General features: G+C 59.8%; 13 protein-coding genes. 1 reads left to right on the forward strand and 12 read right to left on the reverse strand.

All coding sequences use genetic code 11. The annotated features are described in order from the left end of the window. Positions 1 to 57: 57 nt before the first annotated feature. A complete protein-coding gene (locus ACEXKH_RS08210) occupies positions 58 to 6,660 on the reverse strand; it encodes a leucine-rich repeat protein (protein WP_373573746.1) in 6,603 nt (2,200 codons plus the stop codon). 336 nt (positions 6,661 to 6,996) lie between these two features. Further along, positions 6,997 to 9,357 carry an LPXTG cell wall anchor domain-containing protein gene (locus tag ACEXKH_RS08215; protein WP_373573747.1) on the reverse strand — a complete coding sequence of 787 codons (2,361 nt, stop codon included), beginning with the start codon at positions 9,355 to 9,357 and terminating at the stop codon, positions 6,997 to 6,999. Between the two features lie 226 nt (positions 9,358 to 9,583). On the opposite strand from ACEXKH_RS08215, the gene ACEXKH_RS08220 reads away from it, so the two are divergent. Next, positions 9,584 to 10,987: a helix-turn-helix transcriptional regulator gene (locus tag ACEXKH_RS08220; RefSeq protein ID WP_373573748.1), complete on the forward strand. Its 1,404-nt coding sequence runs from the start codon at positions 9,584 to 9,586 to the stop codon at positions 10,985 to 10,987. Positions 10,988 to 11,036: 49 nt separating this feature from the next. Here the strand turns inward: ACEXKH_RS08220 and ACEXKH_RS08225 are convergent, their stop codons facing one another. From ACEXKH_RS08225 to purM, 10 genes are all read right to left on the reverse strand, one after another. Continuing rightward, the gene (locus tag ACEXKH_RS08225; protein ID WP_373573749.1) at positions 11,037 to 11,660 is read right to left on the reverse strand and encodes a cytidylate kinase-like family protein; all 624 of its coding nucleotides are present in this window, start codon (positions 11,658 to 11,660) and stop codon (positions 11,037 to 11,039) included. A gap of 171 nt (positions 11,661 to 11,831) precedes the next feature. Continuing rightward, complete coding sequence (locus ACEXKH_RS08230) at positions 11,832 to 12,470, reverse strand: amino acid ABC transporter permease (RefSeq protein ID WP_055285379.1); 639 nt, start codon at positions 12,468 to 12,470, stop codon at positions 11,832 to 11,834. A gap of 3 nt (positions 12,471 to 12,473) precedes the next feature. Continuing rightward, positions 12,474 to 13,220: an amino acid ABC transporter permease gene (locus tag ACEXKH_RS08235; protein ID WP_035136546.1), complete on the reverse strand. Its 747-nt coding sequence runs from the start codon at positions 13,218 to 13,220 to the stop codon at positions 12,474 to 12,476. 25 nt (positions 13,221 to 13,245) lie between these two features. Continuing rightward, positions 13,246 to 14,121: a transporter substrate-binding domain-containing protein gene (locus ACEXKH_RS08240; protein WP_082435536.1), complete on the reverse strand. Its 876-nt coding sequence runs from the start codon at positions 14,119 to 14,121 to the stop codon at positions 13,246 to 13,248. Positions 14,122 to 14,129: 8 nt separating this feature from the next. Beyond that, positions 14,130 to 14,861: an amino acid ABC transporter ATP-binding protein gene (locus ACEXKH_RS08245; RefSeq protein WP_022094215.1), complete on the reverse strand. Its 732-nt coding sequence runs from the start codon at positions 14,859 to 14,861 to the stop codon at positions 14,130 to 14,132. A gap of 247 nt (positions 14,862 to 15,108) precedes the next feature. Beyond that, on the reverse strand, positions 15,109 to 15,552 hold the full coding sequence (locus tag ACEXKH_RS08250) for a GatB/YqeY domain-containing protein (RefSeq protein ID WP_006235801.1): 444 nt from the start codon (positions 15,550 to 15,552) through the stop codon (positions 15,109 to 15,111). Positions 15,553 to 15,606: 54 nt separating this feature from the next. Then, on the reverse strand, positions 15,607 to 16,830 hold the full coding sequence (locus ACEXKH_RS08255) for a peptidylprolyl isomerase (protein WP_373573750.1): 1,224 nt from the start codon (positions 16,828 to 16,830) through the stop codon (positions 15,607 to 15,609). A 187-nt stretch (positions 16,831 to 17,017) separates the two neighbouring features. Further along, a complete protein-coding gene (locus ACEXKH_RS08260; protein WP_373573751.1) occupies positions 17,018 to 17,482 on the reverse strand; it encodes a PTS sugar transporter subunit IIA in 465 nt (154 codons plus the stop codon). A gap of 152 nt (positions 17,483 to 17,634) precedes the next feature. Then, positions 17,635 to 18,336 (reverse strand): phosphoribosylglycinamide formyltransferase, encoded by a 702-nt coding sequence (gene purN / locus ACEXKH_RS08265; protein WP_373573752.1) that lies wholly within the window; start codon positions 18,334 to 18,336, stop codon positions 17,635 to 17,637. Beyond that, positions 18,326 to 19,429, reverse strand: a complete 1,104-nt coding sequence (gene purM, locus ACEXKH_RS08270; protein ID WP_055251557.1) for a phosphoribosylformylglycinamidine cyclo-ligase — start codon at positions 19,427 to 19,429, stop codon at positions 18,326 to 18,328. The genes purN and purM overlap by 11 nt, the downstream gene beginning before the upstream one ends. Positions 19,430 to 19,442 lie beyond the last annotated feature (13 nt).

The following is a 19,442-nucleotide window of genomic DNA, read 5'->3' on the forward strand; positions in this document are numbered from 1 at the left end:
CTTGGTGTTACAGATTGAGATCTTGCAAAAGCCGAGAATGGGCGTTGTCGCCAAAACCTAACGCTTGCGACGCTTGGTCGCGGCGATGCCGGCCGCGGCAACGGTTGCGCCGGCGATGCCCAAGGCGGCGACCGTCATCGCGGTGGAGTCACCCGTGCTGGCGAGCTCCGTGCCGCCGGACTTCTTGTCGTTCTCGCCCTTACCCTTGGACTTGTTCGTCGTCACCGTGGTCGTCGTCGAAGTCGAACCGCCCGCAGGTACCCCGGTGCCGCCAGAGCCATCCGCACCGCCGCCCTGCTCGCCGTCGCCAGGCGTCGGCTCGGGATCGGGCGTCGGCTCAGGCACCGCCTCATCGGTCACCGTGATCGTAATGTTCAGACGCTCAGAATACTCGCTGTACGACATGCCAGGGCGCTGTGCCGCAATGCGCACATACATGTTGCTATCGAGCGCAATAGGCTCGGTGTACTTTACGCGGCCTTCGTCACGGCAGGGGCAGGTGTCGTTGGTGGTGTACCAAATCGTCGTGCCATCCTCGGCCGAAAGCTCCAGCTTCGTTCCCTTGGGCACCGTAATGTAGTTCTCCTTGGGCGACCATGCACCAAACGTCGTCGCACCAATCGTCGCCACCGGTCGCGCCGGTCGCACCGCCTCGGCAGACACGCGAACGTCGACCTGCTTGGACAGCGCCGTGCCGTCCACCGCCGCCGTCAACGTCGTCAAACCGGGCAGAGCACCATGCAGCACAAACGTCACCGCGCCGTCCTCGCCCGTTACGGCCTGGGTGGCATCGACAGAGCAGATAGCCGAGGACTCCAGCCCAACACTAACCTTGGCGCCCGCAAACGGCTTGCCCGCCTTATCGGTCACATGCGCCACCAGCTCAAAGTCACTGCCATCAAGCATGGTCACGGCCTGCTCCACGTTGAGCTTGAGTTTGTCGGCACGAACGCCCACGACAAGCTCGCCACTTGCCCAGCGCGCCATGGCCGTGCCGGCGTAGTTGCGAGCACCGTCGAGCTCAAACGCCACCGTCGAGCCCGCCTCACGCGCATCGGCATAGCGAATACGCAGCACGCGCGACAGCGGCTTGCCATTGGGATCGTCCTGCTTGTCGAGCCACGTATACGTCACGTCGCCCAAGCCCTGCGCGCACAATGCGACCAGGGCATCGTCGCTCGCATCCATATACTGCGCAAACTCAACCTCGATGCAATCGGTATAGGCATGGGCCGAAGCCACCTCGGGCGCCGTCGTCGACACCAAGCCAATGTTCACCTCAGTCTGAATCGGCGGCACGCGCAGCCAAGCCGAACGCGCCTCCTCATACCCGTCCTTGGTCACGCGCACCTGATACCAGCCGGTCGGCGTATTCCAGTTGTATGCACCGTCCGCACCCGTCGCAAGCGGATTGTCCTGCTCATACTCCTCGGCATCCCAACGCACCGCATTGGTACCGGCCGCATCGTCGGCGCTCCACAGCTCAACCGTCGCGCCTTCAACCGTATTGGACAGCAGGCCCTCGTACACCACGCCCGCAGGGTCGGGTGCAGCCTTGGCAGCCACATTGCGATAACGCGCCTCGAAGATCGACTGCATCTTCTCGTCCGAGATCAAGCCGTCCTTGTTGGCCTTGTAGACCTCGGCATCGGTCAGCTCGCCCCAGTTGACCGTAATACGATTCTGGCACGCGCGCTCCACCTGCTCGCAGGCAACATCGTAGGCGCATTCGGCATTGGTCAGCTTAATCGCGCGCTCCGAACCTACGCTGGTCGAAGCCGCGTCATAGGCAGCGCCCACCACGGTACCCGCCGAACCGGCCGTCAGCACGCCGGCGATTGTCATAATGGAGCCTACTGCCACATCGGTGCTGTCGTGGCAGAGCTGGCGATACAGCAGATCCTCAAACGCACGCGCCTTCTCCATGGCGTCGCGCAGCGCGTAAATGCACTTCCAGTCGTCCTCGGTCTTCTCGGGCTTGGCAAGCAAGCGCGTATGCTGAAGCTCATAGCCCTCGCGCTCGCCCTTCACCTTCTGCATACGGACGTTCACGTTCTCCCAGTTCTTGCTGGCATCGTTCACGCCGTAAATGCCGGTAAAGATGCCGATGCCCTGGGTCGCCGCGGGAAACGCCTGGCCGGCCGCCTTCCACGCATCGGTCTTAAAGACCTGTCCGAACATCTCGCACTCGATCTTATAGCTCTTGAGCGAACGGATCGTGCGGATGAGCTTCATATGGGCGCTCACGTCGCCGTTGCGCTTCCAGGCCATGAGCCATCCGCGCACCTTGGAGTTGTTGAGGCTATGGACCACATTCCAGTTGTCGTACAGGTCGTCCAGAATGTCGCACTGCATGGCGATCGAGTTAAACAGAAGCGCCTGGTTCTTGTTGTTATTGGAGTTCTCGATAAATTCCGACTCGATATAGGCCGTCTGCTCGCCATCGGGCGCGGCGACCTTAAAGCCCTTGACGGTATCGTCGTCAGCCGCCTTGTAGCTCAGCGAGCTGCCGAGCGCCTGGCCCAAATCGTTAAACCCGCTCGTCGACTGGCCGTTGTACTCGCTGGCCTTAATGCCCGCACACTTGTTGAGCGCCGCAGCGGTTGCGTCATTCCAGCTTCCGTATTGGTTGAGCTGGCCGATACCCATCGACTGGCCCACCAGATCCTCGGCCTGCTGGGCAATAAACTCCGCTCGCGATGCATGGTCGACGAGCTCCTTGATGGCGGCCGCATCCGCAGCGTTCGCGCCCTGGGCCGCCGCGAGTTCCTGATACCAATCCTCGCTGGTGCCGTAAGCATCCTCAAAGATCATCTTGTCCACATTGACGCCATAGCTGTCGCCCTGCTGGGTCAGCAGCGCCGCCGACCCGCCGACCGCGGCCTTGAGCTCAGCCGCAAACTGCGCGGCCTCGTCGTTGCCAGCACCATCACCCTCGCCGTCGCTGGCGGCAGGGGCGCGACGAGCCTTACGGGCAGCTCCACCTTGGGCTTCGTCCTCTTTACCGTTCTCGTCCTCCTCGGCAAACGCATCAGCGACCATCTGGTCAATCGCGTCGTTAAAGGCCTCGTCGACATCATTAAACGAGTTATCCATCATATACTCGTGCCACTGCTGCACGGCATTCGAGAACTCCTGCTGGCGCTCCTCGGCCGCGGCGGAATGCTTTTTGGCCGAAGCGTTGGCGTCAAAACTCAGCATGGTCATAAGCTGAGCATTGGAGATGCGGTAGGTCTGCGGCATAAAGATCTGCTCAAAGTTGCCGCAGTTCACATAGGTCGAGTCATTCGCCTTGTTAAACTCGTCGAGCAGCTTAAGGTAACCCTCGTCCACATACTCCGCCACATAGCGCACATGGGTGCCCTCGCGCGACTTTTGAGTCAGAGGAATCGTCACCGTCTTGCCATCCACGCAGTCCACGTACAGGTCGAGCGTGTCGGCGGCCTCTTCGTTTCCCACCTCGAGCGTGATGTCAAAGGTCCAGTAGGCGTTCTTCTTTTGCGGCAGATGATGGAAGGTCCACAGACTCTTGCCGGTGTCCTTGCCATCCTTGACCAGGTTTTGCGTACCGCCACGATACGTCACATCAAAGTTCCAGACCGAAGCGCCCGGAACATAGCGCACATAATTGCGAGCCGTTACCTCGGCAGCAGCGGCGGCAACATCGGTCGAGCCCACGCGTGCCTCGAGCGTCACGCGCTCGGCGGCAAGCGTATCCTGCGGCAGGTCGTATTCAATCTTGGCACGGCCGAGTTTATTGGTCTTACCGGTGTACTTTGCAGCCGACGAGCCCGTCCCCACGGTGAGCTGCACGCTCTTGCCCGGTGCCGCATAAACGTAGGCCACATTGCCCAGCAGGCTGTGAACGTCGGTGTTGTCAACCTCGATGCGCGATCCGCTAACCTCGAGTGTGGTGCTTCCCAGCGGCAATGTCACCTCGCCCAGCGTAATGAGCGGCGAGATGGCATAGGTGCCCGCAGCCTTAGGCTTAAAGCGCACAAACACATCGGCGCCCGCACTCTTCTTCATATCGAGAACGAGGTTGTCGCCCTCCCAAGTTGTGCCAGCCCACATGGCATCGGAGCTGGCGCCGGCTTCGCGAGCGCCTGCGGACACATCCTCGACGGCATCCTTGGCCAGCGGAATCTCAATCTTGGCAGCCTGGCTGTCCTTGAGCTCGTAATGAATGCGCAGCTCGGTCTCCACGCCAACGACCGCGGACGAATCAGCGATAACCGAGCCCGCCGTCAGCCCGCGCTCGGCACGATACGTCTCCACGTCAAACGTGGGGACGTCGAGCGTCACGTCGAGCTGTTTGCCGTCCTCAATCTTCACCTGCTTTTGCGCGATATGCTTACCCACGGTCAGCCCTAGGCGGCTAAACGTGGAATAGCTCGTCGCTTGGATGTCGTAGCTCGTCTTGTTAAAGGCGACGATGGTGTACGAACCGGCCTTAAGGCGCGGCGTCTCGGCCTTCATGATAGGCGTGGTGCCATCGTCTTCGTAACCCATCAAATAGGTGACACCGTCGGCAACCAGCTTGCCGTCGGACGTACGGAACACCAACACGCGGTTGGCGCCCTGGTAGTCGCCCTTGGTCGTGACCGTCGCCGTACCCCAGGGCTTCAAGTCGATATCGACCTTGCCGGCCGAGGGCTTCACCGTCGCCGTCGCCCCACCCAGCTTGAGGCTGTCTTTGGGCTCGAGCGTTATCTCCAGATCCTGGTCCGCGTCGGCAATGGCCTGCGACACCACGAGTGCTGTGCCCTGGATACGGAAGTCGTTTTCCTTGTCGCCCTTGGCAGGTTTGAGCGTCTTGCCGCCGCTCTTCACCGTCAGATCGATGTTATCGAGACTATCGAGCTCAATGCGTTCGGTCTTATCCTGGCCTGCGACCGGTTCGAGATAGGCCACATTAAGTTCAATCGCGCGCGAAGCCGGAATCTTGGTAAAGTCCTCCGCCTTAATCTCTCCGATATTCCATGTGCCCGTCATCTGGTCGCCCGGGCGCGCCAGCACCATGTCATAGTAACCGCCGAGCGAAATGCGCAGGGTGGCTGCTGTCTTGGAGAGAGCGTCCGCTGTAAAGCTGCCGTCATCGCCAACCGCCAGCGGCGTGGACTGCCCCGCCTGCACGAGTGTAGCCGTCGCGCTCTGGGGAAGTTTGCCCGTCACCTGGGCCGCCTCGCCCATCCACTCAAACGTGTAGGCAGGCTTCGAGGAATCGACGGAGTCCTTGCGATCGGCCACGGCATCGGCAAGCTTTTTGACCATCGAGGGGTTGCCAGCCGAATCGGTCGCATAGGCATAGATGGTCTGGCCTTCACCAAAGGGAATCGCATACGTTACGCCATCGATTGTCACGCGCTCATTATAGTCGCCCGGATAGCCCGCCTCACCAAACTGAAGATCGGGGTTCATCACGCGCAGGGCAACGGCATTATGGTTCGTCTCGTTTCCGTATCTCGTGTTCTCAAAAGCTCCCCACTCTATCATTTCCACGCTTTTGGGTAGCACAATCTCTTTGCCGGCAATCGCAGGATCAAGAGAGGCGAACGCGTGCGCTCCGATATATTTAACGCCGTCGCCGATCGTCACCGACGACACATGCGAGCACCCGTCAAAGGCATAGCGCTCAATCCGCTCCACCGTGCCCGGCACGTTGATCTGCGTAAAGGTGAGTACCGTTGTGTCCGAGACATAGAACTGCGGTACGCCGCAATTGGCGAAGGCGCGATAGTCGATAGTCTTAACCGAAGGCGGCAGCGTTGCCACCACATTGTCGTCAAGTTGTTCGCAGCCCTCAAAGGCCTGCTCGGGAATCGTGGTAAAGGCCGCGTTGTTGGGCCAGGTCACCGTGTGAAGTGTCTTGCTTCCGGTAAACGCATTCCAGCCCAGTTCCTCAACCGAATCGGGCAGTGCGATTTCCTTGATGCTGCTGCCGCCCAAACCGCCCACAGAGCGGATATGCGAATCGGGGGCAAACGTAATTGATGTGAGCGCAACGTTTCCCATGCCCTTAAGACTCACGACATTTTTGCCGTCGATGGTCGAGGGCACCTCCAACGTGGTAATGCCCGCGTCGCCATACTCGATAGAAATTTCGTTGGTGAGGCTATCGATCGAGAAGTAGTACTGCGCGGGAGTCTGCTCGCCGGCCACGTAGCCATCATCGTATTCGCCTTTTACGCCCGTAGCGCCCTTCGAGGTCATCCAGAGCCCAAGATCCTCATTCCAGGTTACTTCGGCTTCGGCGGTCTCCTCCTGCTTCTGCTGCTCGGCGAGTTCCTTGCCCTCGACAAGATCGGTGGCGAGCGTGCCCACGGGCGTGCTCTCGGTCTGCCCAGCGCCCGTCAGGCCTGCCGCCGATGCAATCTCGAAGGGCGGGGGCGTAGGGGTATCACCGGTATCGAGCACTGTGGAGTCGGCAGCGCCGGCATCGGGCGCGGGGTCGGCGGAAGCAGAGTCTGACGTTTGGGCGTCAGCCGAATCGACGGGAGCGGCGTCGGCTGCTTGGCCGTTATCCGTCTGCACAAAAGCGCCGTCGGTGTTGAGAGCCTCAGCAAACGCGCCCACAGGCAACGAGCCCGTCACCATAGCGAGGGTCACCGCGGCAACGGTCAGGCGGCGGCAAAGCGCTCGAACAGTAGTCCACCTCATGGTCGTTCCTTTCCTGCAAACCTAAAGTCATCCAGCGTAATCGTCGTCCAAAAACAAAGCGAACGGTAGGTTCATATATACGAACCTACCGTTCTACCTGCGTAAACCACCGCAAAGGGGACAGGCACCTTTGTGGCGGTTCTGGACTTGGCCGGCCAGTTTGTCTCGATCTGTAACAGTTAGAGGTCAAATTCCCCGCCTGGTGTTACAGATCGAGACATTAGATTGGCGGCCATTCGGTTCATCTCAATCTGTAACATCTGGAGCCGTTTTGGGCAGTCTGGTGTTACAGATTGAGATTTTACTGAAGCCGAGAACGAGAGCCGTCACCCAGCTCTAACGCTTGCGGCGCTTGGTCACGGCGATGCCGGCGGCGGCTACGGTTGCGCCGGCGATGCCTAGGGCGGCGACCGTCATCGCGGTGGTATCCCCCGTGGTAGCCAGGACAGCATCGCCCTTCTTGGCCTGCGTGGTTTTCTCAACCGTCTTGGTCGTGGCGGTTGTCGTGGCCGGCTTGGCCGCGGGCTTCACCCCAGGCTGCGGCGTCGGCTTGGGATCCGGCGTAGGCTGCGGATCGGGGGTCGGCGTGGCCTCGGGCGTAAAGGTCAGATCGGTGTTGAGCCACAGGGTGTAGATCCAACCGCTGTCCTCATCGGATACGCTGTCCGCGACCTGGTAGCCGCACTCCTGGCCGTTGATCACCAGCTTGGTGTCGGACGTGAAGTAGAAGCCGCGCGCGGACTTGAGGTAGATGCCGTAGCGATAGGTCACGCCAGGCTTAAAGGCGTCGATGTGGTTCGTAATGTTCTGATCCCAGAAATCCACGGAGTTCACTTCGCTGCCGTCGCTGCCCGTCCAGAACTCACATTGAGGAAGGGAGTTGGAACCCGTCGGAACATTCGCCGTAAAGACCGGCCTATCGCCCGCCTTGAAGGTGGTCGTGGCGCCGTTGACCTCGATAACGTCGATGGCACGCCATTCGTCGATCGGCTGCTCGCACAGCATATTGTCAGCGTTTGGCGCGAAGACGCCGTTGTCGGTCTTGATGTGGTGCGCCCAATGACCGTTGACGTTCATATTGCAGTCATCGGCCACGGTATTGTCGCCCTTGAGCCTCAGCTCGACGGAATACATGTAGAACTTGCCCTCTTCGAAGTGGTCAATCTTCTTCATGCCCGGCTTGTACTCCGCGGGATCGGAATACCAGAAGGCGACGGGTACCGACTCCCCGGATTCCATATCGAGCTCCATTTCTTCCCAGCACTCGTAGGCGATCTCATACTTATCGGCATCGGCGGCAGGAATCGTCGCGGTCGCACGCGGCGCCTCGCCGGGCGCGTAGTCGGTCTTCACGTCGTTGACGTTCAGGTTATGGAGGGCTTCGTTTTCCGACGAAGCAGGCATCGTAATTGTTTTAATAGCAGGGACATACAGGAATTCTCCGCTTAGACTCGACTTTACGGTTTCCCCGTTTACGGTAACAACGGTTTCATCGCTGAAGGAATATCCGTCTTTTGGCTTCAGCATAAGAGAATACACGTACTCTTTCCCGCTTTTAAACTTTGTAATAGTCGGCAGGGAACCATGTGAGCCGTTATCGGAATACCAGGCAGCAACGGGTTCGTTGTTTTCAAATTCCTGCCAGCATTCATAAGCGATTTCGTATTTATCTGCATCGTAGTTAGGGACACCTGCCGTCGCCTGCGGACCAGTATCCAGCTGCCAATTGAAGTTCGTATTCTGAACATTGGCAAAGGAGATGGATTCCGATTCTGATTCCGCTGCCGGGATAACAAGGCACGCCCTCTCGTAGACATGGGTGCGGGTGTAGTAGTCATCCCGGATCTCGTTAATAGTGGGTTTCCCGGTCGCCTCGGTGTCTCCTTTAAAGGCGTCGTCCGGATCACCGATGATGATATTCCCGGGCTCTGTACCCGTATACGTAAGCTTGGATCCATCATAGGTGGTCGTCATCTTGGACTTATTCTCCTTGTACTCCGTAAAGTACTTCTGCTCCTCCTTCTGTCTCTGAATCTTGCTGATATCCAGGGTAAGCGTTGTTTTATTGCTCGCACTGTTATACGCCGCATGGACGATCAAGTCCCCCAGGCCGATAAAAGTCAAAGCGCTACCATCGAGAGCAGACTGGTCTCCATCTACAAGGGCAATCCCCTCCACATACTCAATCGTTTCTTCTTTCTTGATGTCGGTGTAATTGTTCCGCACCGTAATATTGACCCTAACGCCGCTGCCGCCAACAACATCGGTCACACCGCAGGGCATGATGGCGTCATTCGCCGGCGTGGCGGCGTTGTCGCTGGGAGTATTTTGTTCAGCGGGTGCCGCATCGTTGGATTCATCGGTGGCGCCAGTCGGGGCCGTCTGCTGAGGCTCAACGGTGGCTTGCGCCGCCGGAGCAGCATCGGTTGCAGGCGCGGTCGAAGCAGCTGGTGCGGTCGTTGCAGCCGTATCCCCCGCAACCGTCGGCGTCACCGGAGCTGCGGCAACCTCATCCGTCCCAGCGGCGAGGTCGGCGCATTCCGTCGCCAGCGCCACGCTCGGCAGCAGCAGCTGACCGACCATAAGCGCGCACGCGCCGGCGCAAGCTATTTTGGCACCCACACAACGCCAGGTACCGTGAACCAGCGAGCAGGTACGCTCGCGCTGGATTTGCTTTCCAAAGTGGCTTCCGCACATAACGGCCTCCTTGGTCGTAGGGGCATACCACCACAAAGGTGCCCGTCCCCTTTGTGGTGGTCCTGTACCACCAAGATGTGTCAAATGACTCCGTACGCCTAGGTTCGTAGATGCGAACCTAGGCATCTACCTGCGGTTTAATTCAATATGATTTCGCCATCGCCACACTCGTCCCGGGAACGCTACAATCGAGGACACGATTACTCGTCCACCCAAAGGACCGTCCTTGAACCTGAGCAGGCCTAAAATCAACGCGCTTCTGGCACTCGCGCTCTTCACCTTCGCCTTCCTTGCCGCCGAGTTTCGCTTCGATATCAATGTCGGGCTGCTCGCCGGTGCCGAACGCGTTGTGATCGCACAGGGCTTTATTCTGGGCGCGAGTGTACTCGGCTTTATCGGATACGCGCCGCTGCTCGGGCTCGCACAGCGCAAAGGCCACTCATTGGCAGCCGCCAACGCCGCTGTTCCCATCGCCATCCTGGGATTGACCCAAATCCAGTCCCCTACGGCTCCACTTGCCCTCGAGATCCTGGGCTGCATCGCATTCTTTGGACTCGGACTGTTAGGCGCCGCTGCTCACCACGCCTTTTCGTTGGCATTCCGGGATGACCCCAAACTCGCCACCGGCGCGGGAGCGGCCTATGCCGCGGGCATCCTGATGCAGTTCGCCGTCAACCTGCTCAATTGCGGCGGTATCGCAGAGCTTATCGTTCTCGGCACAGCGACGATCGCCATCTCTGCCCTCAGCGCTGCTCTTCAAAACACAGACACAGCCGCGAACCCCGCCATCAATCCCTTTGTTGAGCCCTCTCACGCCCTCGCCAAACAGGCATGCTGGAGCATCGCGCTCGTCATGATTCTTGCCTGCTTGTTCTCGACCCTGGACAACGTGGTCACGCTCTCCAATGCCCACGGCACCATCGCCGTACAAGCCTGGCCGCGCCTCTTTTTGGCGGCGAGCGGTCTTGCCGCCGGTCTTATCTTTGATCTTGCCGAGCGCCGCTACATGGGACTTGTCATGCTCGGCATCGCCGTGCTCTCGACCATTTCCATCCTGGCCGTGGAGGCCGGCGCCGATCCCAATCTGGGCCTTGTCGTCTTTTACCTGAGCTCGGGCTTTTTCGTCACGTTCTTTACCGCCACCTTTACACAGCTGGCAACGCGCATGCATGCGCCCGCCCTCTGGGCCGGCATGGGACGCGCCGCCAACAATGCATGTGCATTCACTACAGCGGGCATCTCGCTTGCCCTCGTGACCTCGGGCAACGTTGCCCTCATCATGATCGGTGCGCTCGTTTTGCTCGTCGCCGCCTGTGCGGCATTCGTGGCAGCCGGCCTGTTTCGCCTGCCCCAAACCGAGCAGGAGCGCAAACATCAACAGCTTGCCGAGGAAGCACTCGCCGCGCCCACCGTCGAGGAGCAGCGTCAGGCCTTCATCGCCAACCACGCTCTCACCCCGCGCGAAGTTGACGTGCTCATAGCCGTTACCCGGGACGAACGTCCACTTAAACAGGTCGCCGAGGAGCTCGGTATCTCGATGCGCATGGTACAGCGCCACCTGAGCTCTATCTACCAAAAGACCGACACGCAAACGCGCGCCGGTCTCACCAAGGCCTTCCCCTCGGCCTAAAACAAAAACCGCCACAAAGGTGCCTGCCCTTTGTGGCGGTTTTGGTCGGTTAAGCTTCGAGCTGGGCGACTTTGTAGCGGTAAGCTGCGGCGATGACGTCCTTGCAGCCTTCGCGGCCCAACTTGGCGCGGTTGACGACGATGTCTTTACCGCTCGTCATCTTCCACTTGCCGGCACTGTAGCGCTTATAGAACGCCTCGCGCGCCTTCTGCTGCTGTTTGACCAGCTTGGCACCCTTCTTTTTGTTAAGGCCGCGCTTCTTGCGCACGATCTCGACGCGGTCCTCAAAGGGTGCGGTCACCAACACGGCAATGTGGTTGGGGTTGTTACGCAGCAGGTAATCGGACAGACGGCCTTCGATAATGCAGCTCTCGGTCTCGCCCAGATCCAAAATCACCTGGCTCATCTTTTGGAACAACTTATCCGAGTACGAACGCGCGTCGTAGCGGTCGGGCAGGAACGCCATGTTCTCCACGGCCAGACGCTCGTCGTAGGCGGCCATCTTATCGAGCGACTCGCCCGCGCGCAGCGACGCGCGCACCAGCAGCTCGTTATCGTACAGCGGAATCCCCAACTCGTTGGCGAGGATACGGCCAATCTCGTGGCCCTCGGCACCAAAGTCGCGCGCGATGGTAATGACCACAGGACTCTTCTTGTTCTCCAGATCGCTCATCGCGATTCCTTTCTAACAAATGAGAAATAGGCGATTCCTGATTCCCATTTTGTCACTTACGACCGTCCTGGTTTCCCAAGTGCGGCAGATTGCCCCGAAAGAGGAGCGCCGCGTACCAAATGTACGCAAGCGACGATTGAGGGGCAAGGTGCCGTGCTTGGGGAAGCAGGACTATGCGGCTACGATGCGGCGCTGATATGCTCGGACCAGCAGCGAGATACCAAAGTTGAGCACAAAGTACATCGCAAACACCAGGCCGTAGAGCATAAGCACCTGCGACAGGTCGATCGCGTGGGCCATCACGACATTTGCCGTGTACATGAGCTCGGCCACGTTAATACCCGAAAGATACGAGCTGTCCTTGATGACGGTCGTGCACTGGCTAAACAGTGCCGGAATGATCGTCTTAAACGTCTGCGGCAGAATGATGTAGCGCATGGTGGCAAAGAAGCCGAAGCCCTGGCTCTGCGCTGCCTCAAACTGGCCGCGCGGAATCGAGTTGAGACCGCCGCGCACAATCTCGGCCATAACAGCGCTGGTAAACAGCGTAAAGGCAATGGTCGAAATCACAATGTCCAAACCCTGCACCGTAAAGTAGATAAACAGGATCCACAGCAGGTTCGGCGTGCAACGGAACAGCTCGATATAGGCGCTCACCAAAATACGGAATGGGCGGGGCGCATAGCTTTTAACAAGCGCCAGCACCGTGCCAAAGATGAGCGAGAAAAAGATCGACAGCGCCGAGATCTCGATTGTCTTAACAAAGCCGCCCCAAATGTAGAGCAGGTTGGTCGCGTTGAAGATTTCCATGCGCTAGGCCTCCTCTACGTTGTCGAGCCCCAGCTCGGCCAGGCTCACACCGCGCGGACGCTCCTTGGAGCGGCGCTCGAGCCACTGCACCAGCATGGCGAGCGGAAAGCAGATGATGAAGTACATAAGGCAGCAGACGATGTATCCCTGCAGGTAACCGTACAGACTCACAAAGTTGTCGGAACGGTACATAAGGTCGCCGCCGGCCACAAGCGCCAGCACCGACGTGTTCTTGACCAGGTTGAGCGCCTGGTTACACAGCGGCGGCAGAATGATCTTGAACGTCTGGGGTAGCACGATGTACCAGTACGCCTGCGCACGGGTGAAGCCCTGGCTCTGGGCCGCCTCCATCTGACCGCGCGGAACCGCCTCGATACCAGTGCGGATGACCTCCGAAATGTAGGCCGCGTGATACAGGCCCACACCCAAGAAGCCCAGCACGAACGGCGCGATGCGCACCGGCTGGTCGGCACCGGTTATGGCCTGCAAAAACTGCGGACCGGCCATGTACATAAAGAGCACCTGCACGGGCAACGGGGTGTTCTGGTAAAACTCCACGTACACGCGGCTTATGGCGCGCAGCACGCGCGAACGGGTGGTAGAGAACACGCCCAGCAGCGTGCCCAGCACCAGCGACAGCAGCAGACCGGCAACGACCACCTGCAGCGTCACGCCAAAGCCCTCCCAGAAGGGCCCCATGTTTTGAAATGTCGTCGACCAGCGGTCGGCGTCAAACAATCCTTCGAGCATTTGATTCCTTCCTTGGACGATGCGCCTATACAAGACCCCAGGTCTTGACCTCTTGGTCGAGCCAGCCATCGGCCAGGCGATCGCAAATCACCTGATCGACCACGGCCGAAAGGTCGCAGCCCTTCTTGGTCGCCACGCCGTAGCCCTGCTCGCCAAACTTGACCTCGGGCTGCAGCAGTTCAACGGTCTCGTTCATGTAACCGGCCAGCGTGGAGCGGTCCATGGCAAAGACGTCGATATTGCCGGCGTCGAGCGAACTCTTGATGATGGGGTAGCCGCTAAAGGCCCTAAACTCGGGCTTGCAGCTAAAGCCGTTGTCCTTGATCATCTGCTCGATCAGGCCCTGCGTGGTGGCACCCTGGCTCACGCCAATGACCTTGCCGTCCAGGTCCTCAATCGAGGTAAAGCCCGAACGCTTCTTGACCATGAGTCCCACGTAGTCGGTACGGTACGGCGTCGAGAAATCCCAGCTCTTCTTGCGCTCGTCGGTGATGGTGTAGGTCGCCGCGACCACGTCGAGTTGGCCGTTATCGATCAGCGGGCCGCGCGTCTTGGGCGTTACGTCGGTAAACTCGACAAGCTCCTGAGCGCGGGCCTCCTTGTAGCTCACGCCAAAGACGGCAGCGGCGATCTGGTAGCACAAATCGACTTCCATGCCCTCAAAGCGGCCCTTGGCGGTGTCGTAATAGCCGTAGCCGGGAACATCCTTCTTAACGCCGGCATTCAGATGTCCACGCGACTTGATGGCCGCAAGCTTGGACCCCTTGTCGGAGCCCTCGCCGCTGGTGGAGTTGCCGCAACCGGTAAGCGCGGTCCCCGTCAGCGCGAGCATGCCGGCGCCAGCCAGCTGCAAAAAGTGACGGCGCGACACGGCCGCCCTCGTCATATCCGTCATGTCCATCACCGCGCCTAGTGCAGAATCTTGGACAGGAACTCGCGGCAGCGCGGGTTCTCGGGGTTATCGAAGAAGTGCTCGGGCGTGCCCTCCTCCAGGATGCGGCCGTCCTCCATAAAGATGACGCGGTCGGCCACCTGGCGCGCAAAACCCATCTCGTGCGTCACGCAGATCATGGTGATGTCCTCCTGCGCAAGCTCAATCATAACGTCCAGAACCTCCTGGACCATCTCGGGGTCGAGCGCCGAGGTCGGCTCGTCAAACAGGATGATGGGCTGCTTGGTGCACAGGGCACGGGCGATGGCGATACGCTGCTGCTGACCGCCCGAGAGATTCTGCGGATACTCGCCGGCCTTATGAGCCATGCCGACGCGCTTGAGCGCGGCAATGGCGATCTCGGTCGCCTCCTCCTTGCTCTTCTTTTGCAGCTTGATGGGCGCGAGCGTCAGGTTGCCCAGCACCGTCATGTTGGGATACAGGTTGAACTGCTGAAACACCATGGAACTATACTTGCGAGCCATCTCCAGGTGATTCTTTTTTGTGAGCGGCGTACCGTCGATGACGACCTCGCCCGACGTGGGCTCCTCCAGATAATCGACGCAACGGATGAGCGTCGACTTACCCGAGCCGGAAGGCCCGATCATCACGAGCTTCTCGCCGCGCTTGACGGTGAGATTGATATCTTTGAGCACATGCAGGTCGCCAAAGTACTTGTTGAGATGCTTGATCTCGATCATGTCTGCCATGAATGTCCCTTCCCTGCGTTTACACGAGTTGAACCATTGTACGGAAAGAACCACGTTTCCGCAGCCCACACTACATTCCCGTAAAGAACCCGCAACCTTTAACCCACTCATTGGGGACAGACTTAAATGAGTGCCCGCTCATTGGGTACTCATTTAAGCCTGTCCCCAATGAGTACCCAGCTCATCAAAAAGGGGCGCGACCGCGATGGTCACGCCCCCTCAGCATCGGCTATGTGTCGGCCGGCGCTTACGCCAATTTTGCACCGACGATCTTTGCTGCTGCCGGCTTATCGAAGTTTCCGCCAGTGGCCTTGCCGAGCGCGCCCATGACCTGGCCCATCTGCTTCTTAGAGGTCGCGCCCAGCTCGGCGATGACCTGCTCGATCAAGGCCTCGAGCTCCTCGCCCGAAACCTGCGCGGGCAGCAGGCTCTCCAGAATCTTGACCTGCTCGGTCAGGTTGTCGGTACGCTCTTGGTCGGTACCGGCCTTGATGGACATCTCCAACGTCTCGCTCGTCTGCTTAATCAGACGCTTGATCATGCTGTTGACGTCTTCCTCGGTCACATCGCGGCGCTCGTTGACCTCGATGTTCTTCACCTCGGCCTTAACCTGGCGAATGATGGACAGGCGAACCTTGTCCTTGGCCTTCATGGCCGCAATCATTTCCTTCTGCAGTTCTTCGTTGGTCATCTGCAAATCCTCCTCAATAGTGCGGGCGGCACTCGCGCGAGCGCCGCCCCATGATTACTTAGTCGTCGACGAATCGTCGGTCGAACTCTTGGTGACGCCCTTCAGGCTGACGTTGTACGGCACGTCCTTGGGCATGGGGTTGACGGTAATGTCGGCGTCCTTCTTGTACTGCTCCAGCCACTCGCTGTATGCAGTACTGGCCGCCTGCGTCTTCACCACGTTGGAGACGTACTTCTTGATGGCCTTGGGCACCTGCTTAATGTCATCGACCTGATTATCGACATGGAAGTAGTCGGTGCACTTGATGATGTGGTAACCATAGGTCGACTCGACGACGTCGCTCACATCGCCCTTATTGAGTCCCCCGAGTGCCGCCTGATAGCTGTCGACGAAGGTAGTGAGCTTGTCCCAGCCCACATCGCCCTTCTTCTCCTTGGAGCCGGTGTCGTCAGAGTACTGCTTCACGGCATCCTCAAAGCTCAGCTCGCCGGAGTTGATCTTGTCCAGGCACTCCTGCGCCTTGGCCTTGGCGGCAGCCTTGTCCTCGTCGGAAGCGTCAGAATCGACCTTGATCAGGATATTCGACGAACGACGGGCATCGTTGTAGTTGGACAGGTTCTCATTGATGTAATCGACAATCTCGCTGTCCTTGGGCTTGCTGGTGGGTGCCACGGCATCCTTGAGCTTCTGCTGCGCCAGGCTCTCCTTGAGCGAATCCTTGTAGGTGTCCTCGGTGTAGCCGTAGGTCTTAAGCGTCTTCTTAAAGGTCTTGGCACCGCCCGCGCTCTTGCACGCGTCCTTCCAAGCCTTCTCGACCTCCTTGTCCGACACCGTCACGCCGTTTTCCTTCTGCGCCTGCTGAAGCAGAATCTGCTGCGCGTAGGAGTCGATGAGCTGCTTGCGGTACTTCTTGGGTGTGAGGTCGTTGTCGACCAGGTACTGTGCCCAGTCCTTGTCCTTGGTGTAGCCGTAGGACGTGCGCATGCTCATGATCTGCTTGGTCACGGTGTCCTCGGTGAGGTTGGTGCCGTTGATGGTAGCAGCCACGCCACCAGTAAGCTTATAGCCCGAGCTGGCACTTTCGGTCTGCGACATCAGGCCGGAGCACGCCATGGCCGAGACGGAAAGCAGCATCGCCAGCACGCCGATGACCACCAGGACAATCTTGACGGTCTTGGACACATAGGTCTTGCGCTGCTTCTTACGAGAGCTGGAGGCGGCGCGGGACCGCTGCTCGGGCGTCGGCGCGGCCTCGGGGTTCTTTTTCTTGTTTACCATGTTTGGCCTTTCGCATCACGAATCGAACAAACGCCATTGTGTCACAACGCGGCCCCCGCGGCACACCTGGTGCATGGGGGACAGGTTAATCTGCACCATTTTGGTGCAAAGGGGACAAGTCTGGCAGTTGGCAATTAGGGACGTTCCTTTTCTGCCGGCAGTTAGGGACAGTCCCCCAGCGCCGACCTTAAAAGTGGCGACGGATGGCGTCGACCATGCCCTGCGGCGTGGTTTGGCCGAGTACATCGGCTGCGGCATCGGCATCCATAAAGATATTCATGAGCGCTTGCAGGGCCTCGACTTGCCCGCCCGGCTCGGCAATGCCCAGGTTGATGATGATCTGCGCCGGCACCGGGGCGCCCATGCCCGCCATCGCGTTGAACGTCACAGGTGCGGCGGGCTTTACCACCGCGATATAGGGCTTGGCCACAAATCCCGGATCGGTATGCGGAATGGCGATGTTTGCCGCCGGCATGGCGAGACCCGTGGGATAGGTGTCCTCGCGCGTGCGGACGGCGTTGAGCCAACCCGCGGCAATGTAGCCGCGCGGGGCAAGCTCGTCCTCGAGTTGCGCAAACACCTCATCCGGCGTCGCACACTCCCAATCAAAAAACACCAGCTCAGGCGTAAACAATGCTTCGTTATCCGCCATGGGCCCACCTCTCTCACCTTGTCACCTGCGACGTTCTTTAACGACTAGTCATTGAAGAGCGTCGCAGGTGATTACCTAAAACAAAGGGTGGCCACTTGCGACTTGGCGCCAATGACCACCCTGACTACTCGGCTAAATTGTACTGTGCGCCGCTAGCCGCGAGGCGCGTCAATTGCGACCTTGCCGCTCTCCAGCACGTGAACGCGGCCGTCGGCGAGCATCTGCACGACCTCGGGATACAGCACGTGCTCAATCGCATGGATGTGCTCCTCGAGCGTGTCGACATCCCAGCCCTCCTCAACAGCCAGCGCACGCTGGGCGATGATGGGACCGTTGTCGTAGATCTCGTTGGCAAAATGCACGGTCACGCCAGTTACCTTGACGCCGCGCGCAAAGGCATCGTCAATCGCATGCGCACCGGTAAAGCTCGGCAGCAGCGCCGGATGCAAATTGACCACACGATTGGGGAACGCCGCCAGCAGTGGCGTATGCACCATGCGCATGTAGCCGGCCATGACCACATACTCGCAGCCGCGCTCGAGCAGCTCGTGCGCGATGATCTCGTCGGCGGCGATGGGGTCGGCATAGACATCCTTGGAAAGGGTCAGCGTCTGGATACCCGCGCGCTCGGCACGCCGCAGGCCCTTGGCCGAAGGACGGCTCGACACCACAAGCTCGATCGAGGCGTTGAGCTTGCCGGTGGCGATCAGGTCGATCAACGCCTGCAGATTGGTGCCGGAGCCGCTGATGAGCACGCCGATCTTGAGCGGCTCGGCGGTATCGGTGCCGGTCGGTCGGGTATACGGGCCCCAAGCCAGGACCTCGGCAGCAGCCATCTGCTCGTTAGCGCTCATCGGAGTACACGACCTTACCGGAACCCTCGACGCACTCGCCCACGCGGAACGGCTTCTCGCCCAGCGCGACCAGAGCCTCGGTCACGGCGGCCTCGTCCTCGGGGGCGACGATCAGGCACAGGCCAACGCCCATGTTGAAGGTCTTGCACGCCTCGTTGGGCGCAAGCTCGGCCTGGCGCGACACGTAGGTGATAACGGGCGGAACGTCCCAGCCCATCTCGGCGCCGTTGCGGGTGACCACGGCGTCGACGTCGTCGGCGAGCGCGCGGTTGAGGTTCTCGGTAATACCGCCACCGGTGATGTGGGCAATGGCATGAACGTTGGCGCCACCGCGGAGCAGCTCCAGAATCGGCTTGACGTAAATGCGCGTAGGAGCCAACAGGGCGTCTGCCAGCGATGCACCGCCGAGCTCCTCGAGCGGGCGGCTCAGCTCCTCGGCCTTAGCGGCGGCCTCGGGCGTGCCCGGTTTGATGCCGTCGACGCCGATGACCTTGCGCACGAGCGAGTAGCCGTTGGAGTGCACGCCGGTGGAAGGCAGGCCCAGGATCACATCGCCGGGGCGAACGTTCGCGGGGTCGAGCATCTTGGGACGGTCGACGACGCCCACGGTAAAGCCAGCGAGGTCGTAGTCGGCCGGAGCCATGACGCCCGGGTGCTCGGCCATCTCGCCACCCACGAGCGCGCAGCCCGCGAGCTTGCAGCCGTCGGCAACGCCCTTGATGATCTTTGCCATATGCTCGGCCTCGATGTGGCCAATGGCGACGTAGTCCAAGAAGAACAGCGGCTCGGCGCCCGAAGCCAAAATGTCGTTGACGCACATGGCGACCAGGTCCTGGCCCACCGTCTCGTGACGGTCCATGATCTGGGCGAGCACAAGCTTGGTGCCCACGCCGTCGGTGCCGCTGATCAGGATCGGGTCTTCCATATCCTTAAGCGCGGCAGCCGAGAACAGGCCACCGAAGCCGCCGATGCCGCCGATAACTTCGGGACGATTGGTGTCCTTGACCATCTGCTTAATCGCGTCGACGGCGCGACCGCCCTCGGCGGTATCGACGCCGGCGTCCTCGTACGTCACATGCTTGCTGTCGCTCATCTGAGCCTTCCTC

The organism is Collinsella aerofaciens ATCC 25986 (genome assembly GCF_964259375.1).
Lineage (GTDB): Bacteria > Actinomycetota > Coriobacteriia > Coriobacteriales > Coriobacteriaceae > Collinsella > Collinsella aerofaciens_BO.

Bases quoted from the DNA above. Each gene is read 5' to 3' on its own strand.
- ACEXKH_RS08215 (WP_373573747.1), bottom strand. From the start codon at position 9,357: ATGTGCGGAAGCCACTTTGGAAAGCAAATCCAGCGCGAGCGTACCTGC.
- purM (WP_055251557.1), bottom strand. From the start codon at position 19,429: ATGAGCGACAGCAAGCATGTGACGTACGAGGACGCCGGCGTCGATACC.
- ACEXKH_RS08260 (WP_373573751.1), bottom strand. From the start codon at position 17,482: ATGGCGGATAACGAAGCATTGTTTACGCCTGAGCTGGTGTTTTTTGAT.
- ACEXKH_RS08245 (WP_022094215.1), bottom strand. From the start codon at position 14,861: ATGGCAGACATGATCGAGATCAAGCATCTCAACAAGTACTTTGGCGAC.
- ACEXKH_RS08250 (WP_006235801.1), bottom strand. From the start codon at position 15,552: ATGACCAACGAAGAACTGCAGAAGGAAATGATTGCGGCCATGAAGGCC.
- ACEXKH_RS08235 (WP_035136546.1), bottom strand. From the start codon at position 13,220: ATGCTCGAAGGATTGTTTGACGCCGACCGCTGGTCGACGACATTTCAA.
- purN (WP_373573752.1), bottom strand. From the start codon at position 18,336: ATGAGCGCTAACGAGCAGATGGCTGCTGCCGAGGTCCTGGCTTGGGGC.
- ACEXKH_RS08240 (WP_082435536.1), bottom strand. From the start codon at position 14,121: ATGGACATGACGGATATGACGAGGGCGGCCGTGTCGCGCCGTCACTTT.
- ACEXKH_RS08210 (WP_373573746.1), bottom strand. From the start codon at position 6,660: ATGAGGTGGACTACTGTTCGAGCGCTTTGCCGCCGCCTGACCGTTGCC.
- ACEXKH_RS08230 (WP_055285379.1), bottom strand. From the start codon at position 12,470: ATGGAAATCTTCAACGCGACCAACCTGCTCTACATTTGGGGCGGCTTT.
- ACEXKH_RS08255 (WP_373573750.1), bottom strand. From the start codon at position 16,830: ATGGTAAACAAGAAAAAGAACCCCGAGGCCGCGCCGACGCCCGAGCAG.
- ACEXKH_RS08225 (WP_373573749.1), bottom strand. From the start codon at position 11,660: ATGAGCGATCTGGAGAACAAGAAGAGTCCTGTGGTCATTACCATCGCG.